We start from the raw sequence: 11589 nt of genomic DNA, 5'->3' as shown, positions 1-11589 counted from the left end.
GCGTCCGGCGGTTGAACAGACGGTGCTCACATCGCCAAGCTCGTCACGTCCGGCCGCGAGTGTCGTTCACTGAGGCGTGAACACCACCACGACCGTCGGTCGTCGCACCGTCGTCGCCTCCGGGGCCACCGGCCTCGGCGTCGCGACGGTGGCCGGCACCTCGACCCCCGCCATCGCCGCCGCCCGGCACCGCGTCTTCCAGCACGGGGTCGCCTCGGGCGACCCGCTGCCCCACGCCGTGCTCATCTGGACCCGCGTGACGCCGACCCGGTCGGCGAAGCCGGGGTCGGGCAAGGGCCCGCGCGCCGAGGTGCGCTGGGAGGTCGCCCGCGACCGGCGGTTCCGGAAGGTGGTGCGCCGCGGCCGCTTCGTCACCAGCGCCAGCCGCGACCACACGGTCAAGCTCGACGTCACCGGCCTGGCGCCGGAGAGCTGGTACTACTACCGCTTCAGCTACGGCGGCCAGCGCAGCCGCGTCGGCCGCACCCGCACGGCACCGGCCCCGGAGGCCACGCCGGACCACCTCCGCTTCGGCGTCGTCTCGTGCTCGAACTGGCAGGCGGGGTACTTCAGCGCCTACCGCCACCTCGCGGCCCGCGACGACCTCCACGCGGTGCTGCACCTCGGCGACTACCTCTACGAGTACCCCGCCGGTGAGTACGGCGCCGGCAGCGACCAGATCGTCCGCCGCCACCAGCCGGCCGGTGAGATCGTCACGCTCGCCGACTACCGCCAGCGGCACGCGCAGTACAAGACCGACCCCGACCTGCAGGACCTGCACGCGAAGGCGCCGTTCGTCACGATCTGGGACGACCACGAGACGACCAACGACTCCTGGCGTGACGGCGCGGAGAACCACACCCCCGGCTCCGGTCCCGGCGGCGAGGGCGGCTGGCCCCGGCGCCGGGCCCGCGCCCACCGCGCGTACGACGAGTGGATGCCGGTCCGCCTCGACGGCACCGCCCGGCTCGGCGACGGCACCCGGCTCTACCGCCGGCTCACGTTCGGCCGCCTGGCGGAGCTGAGCATGCTCGACCTGCGCACCTACCGCGACGAGCAGGTGCTGGTCCCGGGGGTCGACCCGGCCGTCAGCGACCCCGACCGCACCATCACCGGCCGCCAGCAGATGGACTGGCTGAAGAAGTCGTTGGCCCGCGACCGCGCCCAGTGGAAGCTGGTCGGCACCTCGGTGATGATCACGCCGGTCACCTTCGCGGCGTTGCCCAACGACCTGATCGGGCCGATCAGCGACGTCACCGGCCTGCTGCCGCGCGACGGCCTGCCGTACAACGTCGACCAGTGGGACGGCTACACCGACGACCGCCGCGAGCTGTTCACCCACATCCGCGACCGCGGCATCAAGGACACGGTCTTCCTCACCGGCGACATCCACTCCGGCTGGGCGTGTGACCTGCCCTACGACCGCGGCGCCTACCCGCTGGCGAGCGAGACCGCCGGCGTGGAGTTCGTGTGCACCTCGGTGACCTCGAACAACCTCAAGGACATCATCGGCGCCCCGCCGCGCACCGCCAGCCTGGCGGTCGAGGGGGCGATCCGGACGGCGAACCCGCACATCAAGTACCTCGACTTCGACAGCCACGGCTACTCGGTCCTCGACGTCACCCCCGCGCGGGCGCAGATGGACTGGTACGTCATCGGCTCCCGGACCGACCGGCGCACCGGCGCCACCTGGTCCCGGTCGTTCGCCACCCGGGCCGGCACCAACAAGGTCGTCGCCGTCGACGGGCCGGTGAACGGCTGATGTGCGCACCGACCTCCCCGAACGGCGCCGCCGTCGCTACTGACGCCGCCGGCGCCCTGGCTCCCCGGGCGACCGACCGCCGTACGCTGCTGAAGGTCGCCGGCGCCGGTGGCGCGGCGCTGACCTTCTCGACCGCGGTCGGCGCGCTCGAGGGCCCGGCCCACGCGGCCGGCCGCCGCAACCGCCGCCGGGCCTACGTGCTCGTCGTCGACGGCTGCCGACCCGACGAGATCGACAGCGGGCTGATGCCGAACCTCGCGGCCCTGCGCGCCGGCGGCCGCCACTTCCCGCGGGCGCACTCGATGCCCGTGATGGAGACCCTGCCCAACCACGTGATGATGATGACCGGCGTGCGGCCCGACCGCAGCGGCGTGCCCGCCAACGAGATCTACGACCGTCGGCTCGGCGAGCTGCGGACGATGGAGCGGGCGAACGACATCAAGGTCACCACCGTGATCGAGCGGCTCAACCGGAACGGCTACACGACCGGCACGGTGCTCAGCAAGGACTACCTCTACACGATCTTCGGGGAGCGCGCCACGCACCGCTGGGAGCCGTTCCCGCTGCTGCCGATCACCAACCACTCCCCGGACGCCGCCACCATGGAGGCGACGCTGAGCATGGTCGAGGAGCTCGACCCGCACCTGGTCTTCGTCAACCTCGGCGACGTCGACCGCGTCGGCCACAGCGACCTCACCGGCGGCTCGCTGCAGGTGCTGCGGCGCGCGGCGCTGGTCTCCACCGACCTCCAGGTCGGCCGCTTCCTCGACATGCTGAAGTCCAGCGGCCGGTGGGAGCGCTCGATCGTGATGGTCCTGGCCGACCACTCGATGGACTGGTCGCGCCCCGACCGGATCGTCTCCCTCAGCGGCCCGGTCGGCGCGGACCCGCTGCTGGCCGGGAAGGTCGTCATCGCCCAGAACGGCGGGGCGAACCTGCTCTACTGGACCGGGCCGGCCAAGCAGCGCGAGCGGGCCGTGGCGCGGATGGTGAAGATCGCCCGGGCGACCGACGGCGTGCTCACCGCCCACGACCGCGCGGCCAGCCCGTGGATGCGGCTGGGCGCGAACGCCGGTGACGTGGTCGCCTACTGCCGGGCCGGCTGGCGGTTCAGCGACCCGACGCCGTTCTCCAACCCGATCCCCGGCAACCACGGCCACCCGGCCACGCGAGCCATCCCGTTCTTCATCGGCGGCGGGCACCCGGCCGCGCGCCGCGACGTCTCCTCGGTGCTGGCCTCGACCGTCGACGTCGCGCCCACCGTGGCGGAGTTCTTCGGCCTGAAGGGTCGGCCGCGGGGCGGGTGGGACGGCCGCTCCCGGATCTGAGGGCGCTCAGCCGCTCCCGTGCTGCCCAGCGTGCGCCCTGGCGCACGCTGGGCAGCACGAGAGCGGAAGAGGGTCAGCGGGCGGTGGCTGCGAGCCGCGCCAGCGCCTTGCGCACGACCGCCGGGTCGGTGGTCGTCCACATCGGCGGCAGGCTGGCCTTGAGGAAGCCGCCGTACCGGGCCGTGGCGAGGCGGGGGTCGAGGACGGCGACCACGCCGCGGTCGGTGGTGGTGCGGATCAGCCGGCCGGCGCCCTGGGCCATCAGCAGCGCCGCGTGCGTGGCTGCGACCTGCATGAAGCCGTTGCCGCCGGCCTGGTCGGCGGCCTTCTGCCGCGCCGACATCAGCGGGTCGTCGGGACGAGGGAACGGGATCCGGTCGATGAGCACCAGCTGGCAGGTGTCGCCGGGGACGTCGAGGCCCTGCCACAGCGACAGGGTCCCGAAGAGGACGGTGTGCGGGTCCGCGACGAACTGCTTGGCCAGCTCCGGCAGCTGCGCGTCGCCCTGGGCCAGCGTGGTCAGGTGCGGCAGCCGCTCGCGGACGACCTCGGCCGCGGCCTCGGCCGCCCGCCGCGAGGAGAAGAGCCCGAGCGCCCGGCCGTCGGCGGCGTCGACCAGCTCGACGATCTCGTCGAGCTGCGCCTTCACCAGCCCGTCGCGGCCCGGCGGCGGCAGGTGGCGGGCGACGTAGAGGATCCCCTGCTGGCCGTAGTCGAACGGCGACCCCACGTCGATCCCGCGCCACGGGAGCCGAGTGTCGGTCCGCTGGGCTCCCCCACCACCGGCACCGTCGTCGCCGATGACCCGCTCGCTCGGCTTGAGCCCGACGTTCGAGGCGACGTTGCCGAAGTCTCCGCCCAGCATCAGCGTCGCGCTGGTGAAGACCACCGTCTTGTCGGTGAGCAGCTTGTCGCGCATCGGACCCCACACCTGCAGGGGCGCCACGCACAGCCGCGGCGGCAGGCGGTCGGTGCCCTCGGTCAGCCACAGCACGTCGGAGTCGAGGTCGGCCGCCATCCGCTCGGCGGTCGCGAAGACCTCCTGCACCGACGCCTTCGCCTGCCGGAGCCCGGCGTCGGGCTCGCCGTCCTTGTCGTCTCCACGGGGGTACGCCGAGAGGCACGCGCGCGCGGCGTCGCGCACCAGCACCAGGGCGTCGCCGAGGTCGACCGGCATCCGGTCGAACCGGCCCGGCCGGGCCTCGTCCATCGCGCTGCGCAGGGCGTCGGCGGCGTCGGCGAGGTCGTCGGCCTCCGAACCGGTTCCTGAGCCTGTCGAAGGGTCGACGTGGCGCTGGCTGCGCCGGGCGGCCCGCTCGACCTCGGCCGCCCACAGCTCGTCGGTCGCGGCCTGGGTGACCCGCGCGGTCAGCTCGTGCGCCTCGTCGATCACCACGGCGTCGTACTCCGGGATCATCGGCACGCCCTCGATGGCGTCGATGGCCAGCAGGCTGTGGTTGGTGATCACCAGGTGCGAACGCTGCGCCTTCTCCTTGGCGAGCTCGGCGAAGCACTCCTGGCCGAAGGGGCACTTCGCCGCGCCCAGGCACTCGCGGTGGGTGACGCTCACCTGGCGCCACTCGCGGTCGGTGTGGCGCGGAGCGTTGTCGCGCTCGCCGGTGCCGCTGTCCTCGGCCTCCCGCTCGGCCCAAGCGCGCAGCTCGAGCACCTTCTGGCCCATCGAGCCCTCGGGCATCTGCACCAGCGCGCCCTGGTCGTCGGGGACGCCCTCGCGGACCCGGTGCAGGCAGGCGTAGTTCGAGCGGCCCTTGAGCACCGCGTACGACGTGTCGGCGTCGCTGGCGGGGCCCTGGGCGACTGCCTCGACCAGGCGGGGCAGGTCGCGCTCGACCAGCTGGTGCTGCAGGGCGAGCGTCGCCGTGGCGACCACGACCCGCTCGCGGTGGAGCAGCGCGGGCACGAGGTAGGCCAGCGACTTGCCGGTGCCGGTGCCCGCCTGGACGAGGAGGTGCTCGTCGTCGGCGAAGGCCTTGGCCACGGCCTCGGCCATCCGCACCTGGCCCTCGCGCTCGGTGCCGCCGAGGGCGGCGACCGCCCCGGCGAGCACCTCGCTCACACGGCTGGTGGGCGTTGCCACCGACGGGGTCCCGGACACCAGAGAACCCTAACCGCGCCCGCCGACACCCCGGGCCTCCGCTGTGGAGGAGCAGTCAGCTCGTGAGCGCCGCGCTGGCGGTGTCGATGTAGTCCGGCGACAGCACGTGGCCGATGGCCAGCGCCGCCGCACCGGTCACGGCCGCCCGCTCGCCGGCCTGTGAGGTGGTGATCCGCAGGTGCTGGGTCGCCAGCGGCAGCGACCGCTGGTAGACGACCTCGCGGATGCCCGCGAGCAGGCTCTCCCCCGCGTCGGCGAGCGAGCCGCCCACCACGATCGCCGCGGGGTTGATGACGTTGACCAGCGCGGCCAGCACCTCGCCGAGGTCGCGCCCGGCCTGGCGCACGGCGTGGATGGCGCGGACGTCGCCGCCGCGGACCAGCCGTACGACGTCGCGCCCGTCCTCGGCGCGGACGCCGGCGGCCCGGAGCGCTGCGGCGACGGCCGGGCCGGCGGCGACCGCCTCGAGGCAGCCGCGGTTGCCGCAGCGGCACAGCACGTCGGCGGCCCGGCCGACGGCCACGTGCCCGAGGTCGCCGGCGGTGCCCTGCGCCCCGCGCTGCAGCCGGCCGCCCGAGATGATCCCGGCGCCGATCCCGGTGCTGACCTTGACGAAGAGCAGGTCGGCCACGTCGCGCAGGTGGGCGTGCTGCTCGCCGAGCGCCATGATGTTGACGTCGTTGTCGACGAGGACCGGCACGTCGTAGGCGCGCTGCACGTGCGCGGGCACGTCGTAGCCGTCCCAGCCGGGCATGATCGGCGGGTTGATCGCGCGGCCGGTCGAGTGCTCGACGGGGCCCGGCAGCCCGACGCCGATGGCGGCGAGCTCGGCGACGCCGCGGCCCTGCTCGGCCAGCAGCTCGGCCAGCACGTCCTCGACCCAGCCCAGGACGTGCTTCGGCCCGAGGGCCACGTCGAGCTCCTCGCGGCGCTCGACGAGCACCTGCCCCGAGAGGTCGGCCAGCGCGGCGGTGGCGTGGCTGGCCCCGATGTCGACCCCGGCGACGACCCACGCGAGCGGGTTGAGCGCGAGCAGCGACGGTGGCCGGCCACCGGTGGAGACGCCTCCGCCGTACGGCGCGACGAGCCCCAGCCGCATCAGCGCGTCGATCCGGGCGGCGATGGTGGAGCGGGCCAGCCCGGAGGACTCGGCGAGCTGGGCCCGGGTGCGCGGCTGACCGTCCCGGAGGAGGTCGAAGACGTCGCTCGTGCGCACGGCGGGAGTCTTCCACGCCCACTTCTGGACGTCTAGCCATCGACTTCTGCCGACCTCTCGACAAAAGACGGTGACGCGTGCCACAGTCGGCACGTGTCCACCACACCGCGGGCCGACGCCCCGCCCAGCGCCACCTCGGCCGAGCCCGGCGCCGTCGTGCTGCGCGCCCGAGGCCTGACCAAGAGCTTCGTGGGCCACACCGTGCTCCGCGACGTCGACCTCGAGCTCCGCGCCGGCCAGGTGCTGGGCCTCGTCGGCGAGAACGGCGCGGGCAAGTCGACGCTGATGAAGATCCTCGCCGGCGTGCACTCCGCCGACGCCGGCACCGTGGAGCTGGACGGCGCCACGGTCGCCTTCCGGCACCCCGTCCAGGCGCAGCAGGCCGGCCTCTCGACGGTCTTCCAGGAGTTCAACCTGCTCCCGGAGCGGACGGTCGCGGAGAACGTCTACCTGGGTCGGGAGCCGCGCAGCCGCGGCCTCGTCGACACGGGACGGATGGTCCGCGACACCGAGGAGCTCCTCTCCGGGCTCGGGATCACCGGCCTCACGGCCGGGCAACGGGTCGGCAGCCTCTCGGTGGCCGAGCAGCAGATCGTCGAGATCGCCAAGGCGGTCAGCTACGACGCCCGGGTCATCCAGATGGACGAGCCCACCGCGGCCCTCGCCGAGCACGAGGTCGAGCTGCTCTACGCCGTCATCCGCCGGCTCACCGCCCGGGGCGTCGCGATCATCTACGTCTCCCACCGGCTCAAGGAGATCTTCGACCTCTGCGAGGTCATCACCGTGCTCAAGGACGGCGAGCAGGTCGCCACCCGTCCCGCCGCGGACCTCGACGACGCCGAGCTGGTCCGGCTCATGGTCGGCCGCTCGATCTCCTCCTTCTTCCCCCAGCCGCGGCCCGGCACGGAGGTGGGGGAGCCGCTGCTGGAGCTCTCCGGCGCCGGCAACGGGTACGTCGACGGCGTCGACCTGACCCTGTGCGCCGGCGAGGTCGTCGGCGTCGCCGGCCTGCAGGGCTCGGGCCGCACCGAGCTCCTCGAGGCGATCTTCGGGGTCCGCCCGTTCACCCGCGGGTCGATGCGCGTGGCCGGCGGCGACGTCCGCCCCCGGTCGCCGCGCGCAGCCGTCCGGGCCGGCCTGGCCATGGTCACCGAGGACCGCAAGGCCACCGGCCTGGCGCTCAACCAGTCGATCCTCGACAACGCGCTCGCGGTGGTCCGCGCGGTCTTCCCCGGCCGCACGAGCACGGTGCGCCGCGACGTACCCGGCCTGCTCTCCTCGCTCGAGGTCTCGGCCCGGGCGATGGACCAGGAGGTGCAGTACCTCTCCGGCGGCAACCAGCAGAAGGTCGTGCTGGCCCGCTGGCTGAGCACCGAGCCCCGCGTCGTGCTGATGGACGAGCCCACCCGTGGCATCGACGTCGGCGCGAAGCACTCCATCTACGAGCTGGTGCGCGAGCTCGCGGCCGGGGGCGTCGCCGTCCTCATGGTCTCCAGCGAGCTGCCGGAGGTGATCGGCATGTCCGACCGGATCCTGGTGATGCACGACGGCCGGCTGGCCGGCGAGCTGCCCGGCGGCGCCACCGAGGAGCAGGTGCTCCAGGTGGCGACCGGCATGGGCACCGGCACGGGCGCTGGCACGGGCGCCGGCACGGGCACCGAGCGGGTGAGCGCCCCGTGAGCGCCCTGACCGCGCGCGCCGCGCGCCTCTCCTCGACCGGCATCGTGCTGGCGCTGCTGGTGCTCAGCCTGGTGCTCGGCGTCGTGCTCACCGCGCTGGAGGGGCGCAACTTCCTCTCCTCGGGCAACATCTCGGCGCTGCTGACCGGGATCAGCATCCTCGGCTTCATCGCCATCGGGCAGACGCTGGTCATCCTGGTCGGCAGCCTCGACCTGTCGGTGCCCTACGTCGTGAGCCTGGTGAGCGTGCTCGCCGCCGGCACCATGGACGGCCAGGACGCCAACGTGCTGCCGGCGGTCCTGCTCGCCGTCGCCGTCGCCGCGGGGATCGGCCTGGCGAGCGGCGCGATCGTCGCCTACCTCAACGTCCACGGCTTCATCGCCACCCTCGGCGTCGGCCTCGTCGTCAGCGGCTACCTCGCCACGAACTACCAGGGCAGCCACGGCTCGGCCCCCCGCTCCTTCCGGCTCGTCGGCGCCACCCACATCGGCCCGGTGCCGGTCTCGACGCTGATCCTGCTGGGGTGCGCGGTGCTGGTGATCGTGCTGCTGCGCCGGACCCGCACCGGCCACCACCTGTACGCCGTCGGCGGCAGCCGCGAGGTGGCCCGGCTCTCCGGCATCCGCACCTCGGTGCCGGTGCTGGTCGCCCACACCCTCTCGTCGGTGATGGCCGCGCTGGCCGGCCTGCTGCTGGTCGCCCGGCTCAGCGTCGGCAGCCCGACCATCGGCAGCCAGGGCGGCTACGACCTGATGTCGATCGCCGCGGTCGTCCTGGGCGGGACCGTGCTGGCCGGCGGCAAGGGCAACATCGTCGGCACCCTCGCCGGCGTCGCGATCTTCTCCGTCCTCGACAACGTCATGGGCGTCATGGGCGTCAGCGCGTTCCTGCAGAACGTCGTGCGCGGCCTGGTCATCGTCGTGGCCGTGGCGGTCTACGCCCGCCGCCAGGTCGACGCCCGACCGGCCCGCTTCGACGGCGCCGCCCCCACCCGGCCGACCCTCCAGGAGGCGACGTGAGCACCTCGACCCTCGTGCCCGGGCGGGCCGACCGCGCGCCCCTGCCGGCCCACGACCGCGGGGTGGCGGGGCGGGTCGCAGCGGCGCTCGCCACCCCGGGCGGCGCCGTCTACGTCCTCGTGCTCGTCCTGCTGGTCGCGACCATCGCCGCCAACCCGAACTTCGGCGACCCCGGTGTCCTGGTCCGCTTCCTCGGCCGGACCGCGCCGATCGCGATCGCGGCGATCGGCCAGTACTACGTCATCGTCTCCGGCGAGTTCGACCTCTCCATGGGCGCCGTCGTCGCCGCCCAGGTGGTGATGGCCGGCAACCTCATCGGCGACGACGAGAGCCGGATCCTCCCCGTCATGGCGCTGATGATCGGCGTCGGCGTCCTCATCGGCCTGCTCAACGGCCTGGGGACCACGCTGCTGGGCGTGCCCAGCTTCATCGTGACGCTCGGGATGATGCTCGCCCTCGGCGGCCTCATCGACCACCTCACCGGCGGCGCCGCCACCGGCAACCCGGCCGACTCCTTCCGCGAGATCGGCCGCGGCGGGTTCGAGGACGTGCCGGTGGTCGAGGTCATCCCCTACCCGCTGCTCATCCTGCTCGCCGTGGCCGCGCTGGCCTCCTGGTCGATGCGCCGCCCGTTCGGCCGCAGCCTGGTCGCGGCCGGGGACAACCCCGCCGCGGCGCGGGTCTCCGGCAGCTCCCTGTGGTGGCTCAAGACCCGGGCGTTCATCATCTCCTCGCTCTCGGCCACCCTCGCCGGCATCATCCTCGTCGGGTACGCCGGCGTGCACCCCTCGGTCGGCCAGGGCTACGAGTTCACCGCCATCACCGCGGTCGTCCTCGGCGGCGTCCTGCTCGGCGGCGGCCGCGGCTGGGTGCTCTCCGCCGCGGCCGGCGCGGTGGCGCTCGAGCTGCTCTTCGTGCTGCTCACCGCCTACGGCATCGAGTCCACGTGGCGCGACACCGTGCAGGGACTGATCATCATCGCCGCGGTCGCCGTGGCCGCCCGCGCCTGGACCCACCGCCGCCGCCCCCGGCGTACCACCTCGACCTCCCGGGACGCCCGTCCGCACCCCACCCAACTGCCCACCCAGGGCACAACCACAGGAGACAACTGATGCGCAGAACGTTGCCCACCAGGTCGTTCAGGGGCGCCGCGGCGTCCGTCGCCGTGCTGGCCACGCTCGCCGCGTGCAGCACCGACTCCTCGGTCGACGACGACCCGACCGCCCAGGACCCGTCCTCCGACGTCGAGGAGGAGGGTGGCAGCAGCCAGGAGTGGTTCGTCCAGGCCGAGTACGACGAGCAGATGGCCCAGCGCGACGCCACCTTCGAGGGCGACCCGGAGCAGCCCTGGCTGCAGTACATCGACGGCGAGATGACCGACACCTCGGACCTCGCCAGCAACCAGCCCCAGAAGGTCTGCTTCGCCAACGCCTCGATCTCCAACCCGTGGCGCCAGACCGGCTGGATCACCATGAACCAGCAGCTGGAGGTGCTCCAGGACGAGGGCGTCATCTCCGAGATGGAGACCCGGGACGCGCAGGACGACGACAACACCCAGATCGCCGACATCGACTACTTCATCTCCGAGGGCAACTGCGACGTCTTCATCATCTCGCCGAACTCGACGGCGGCGCTGACCCCGGCCGTCGAGCGGGCCTGCGAGACCGGCAAGCCGGTCATCGTCTTCGACCGCGGCGTCAACACCGACTGCCCGACGACGTTCATCCACCCCATCGGCGGCTACGCGTGGGGCATCGACACCGCCAACTTCCTCGTCGAGAACCTCGAGGAGGGCGACAAGGTCGTCGCGCTGCGGATCCTGCCCGGCGTCGACGTGCTCGAGACCCGCTGGGCCGCGGCCGAGAAGATCTTCGAGGAGAACGGCATCGAGGCCGTCGACTACTTCACCGGCGCCGACCCGACCGAGATCAAGAAGATCATCTCCGACGAGCTCGTCCAGGGCGAGGTCGACGGCGTCTGGATGGACGCCGGTGACGGCGCGGTCGCCGCGATCGAGGCCTTCGAGGACGCCGGCGTCGACTACCCCGTGATGACCGGCGAGGACGAGATGAGCTTCCTGCGCAAGTGGGAGGAGACCGGGCTGAACGGCCTGGCCCCGGTCTACTCCAACTTCCAGTGGCGCACGCCGCTGCTGGCGGTGCAGAAGATCGCCGCCGGCGAGGAGATCCCGCAGGAGTGGGTGCTCCCGCAGGAGCCGATCACCGAGGACGAGCGCGCCGACTTCCTCGAGGCCAACGAGGGCATGCCCGACGGCCACTACGCGAAGTTCGGCGGCGAGGACCTGCCCGGGTACCCGCAGGTCTGGCAGGAGCGCCAGATCCCCTGACCCCCGCAGCGGTCGGCCGGGCGGTGCACCCACCGCCCGGCCGGCCCGGGGACCCGTGCCCCTGACCTCCGACCCGACCTCCGACCTGACCTCCGACCCGACCTCCGCCACCCCGCCCGCG

Annotated in this window: 8 protein-coding genes; 6 read left to right on the top strand and 2 right to left on the bottom strand. The window is 73.4% G+C overall.

What is annotated here, in order from left to right:
• Positions 1-76: 76 nt before the first annotated feature.
• Entirely contained in the window at positions 77-1762 is a 1686-nt protein-coding gene (locus ACSMHG_RS10415) for an alkaline phosphatase D family protein (RefSeq protein WP_435744512.1), read from the top strand.
• On the top strand, positions 1762-3090 hold the full coding sequence (locus ACSMHG_RS10410; protein WP_435744510.1) for an alkaline phosphatase family protein: 1329 nt from the start codon (positions 1762-1764) through the stop codon (positions 3088-3090). The genes ACSMHG_RS10415 and ACSMHG_RS10410 overlap by 1 nt, the downstream gene beginning before the upstream one ends.
• A gap of 73 nt (positions 3091-3163) precedes the next feature.
• Here ACSMHG_RS10410 and ACSMHG_RS10405 read toward each other — a convergent pair whose 3' ends face one another.
• Both ACSMHG_RS10405 and ACSMHG_RS10400 read right to left on the bottom strand, forming a co-directional pair.
• Positions 3164-5206 carry an ATP-dependent DNA helicase gene (locus ACSMHG_RS10405; RefSeq protein ID WP_435744508.1) on the bottom strand — a complete coding sequence of 681 codons (2043 nt, stop codon included), beginning with the start codon at positions 5204-5206 and terminating at the stop codon, positions 3164-3166.
• A 55-nt stretch (positions 5207-5261) separates the two neighbouring features.
• Entirely contained in the window at positions 5262-6422 is a 1161-nt protein-coding gene (locus tag ACSMHG_RS10400; RefSeq protein ID WP_435744505.1) for an ROK family protein, read from the bottom strand.
• 93 nt (positions 6423-6515) lie between these two features.
• Here ACSMHG_RS10400 and ACSMHG_RS10395 point away from each other — a divergent pair, with 93 nt between their 5' ends.
• Genes ACSMHG_RS10395 through ACSMHG_RS10380 form a run of 4 tightly spaced genes read left to right on the top strand, consistent with a single transcriptional unit; the run spans position 6516 to position 11468 of the window.
• On the top strand, positions 6516-8102 hold the full coding sequence (locus tag ACSMHG_RS10395; RefSeq protein WP_435744503.1) for a sugar ABC transporter ATP-binding protein: 1587 nt from the start codon (positions 6516-6518) through the stop codon (positions 8100-8102).
• The gene (locus ACSMHG_RS10390) at positions 8099-9121 is read left to right on the top strand and encodes an ABC transporter permease (protein ID WP_435744501.1); all 1023 of its coding nucleotides are present in this window, start codon (positions 8099-8101) and stop codon (positions 9119-9121) included. Before ACSMHG_RS10395 ends, ACSMHG_RS10390 begins: the two co-directional genes overlap by 4 nt.
• A complete protein-coding gene (locus ACSMHG_RS10385; protein WP_435744499.1) occupies positions 9118-10233 on the top strand; it encodes an ABC transporter permease in 1116 nt (371 codons plus the stop codon). Before ACSMHG_RS10390 ends, ACSMHG_RS10385 begins: the two co-directional genes overlap by 4 nt.
• Positions 10233-11468 carry a substrate-binding domain-containing protein gene (locus tag ACSMHG_RS10380; protein ID WP_435744497.1) on the top strand — a complete coding sequence of 412 codons (1236 nt, stop codon included), beginning with the start codon at positions 10233-10235 and terminating at the stop codon, positions 11466-11468. Before ACSMHG_RS10385 ends, ACSMHG_RS10380 begins: the two co-directional genes overlap by 1 nt.
• The last annotated feature ends 121 nt before the right edge of the window (positions 11469-11589 follow it).

This window comes from Nocardioides ureilyticus (assembly GCF_051280745.1).
In the GTDB taxonomy this organism is placed as follows: Bacteria; Actinomycetota; Actinomycetes; order Propionibacteriales; family Nocardioidaceae; genus Nocardioides.
This window is presented reverse-complemented; position numbering and strand designations above follow the sequence as displayed.

Coding starts and splice junctions, on each gene's coding strand:
- ACSMHG_RS10410 (WP_435744510.1), top strand. CDS start 1,762: ATGTGCGCACCGACCTCCCCGAACGGCGCCGCCGTCGCTACTGACGCC.
- ACSMHG_RS10380 (WP_435744497.1), top strand. CDS start 10,233: ATGCGCAGAACGTTGCCCACCAGGTCGTTCAGGGGCGCCGCGGCGTCC.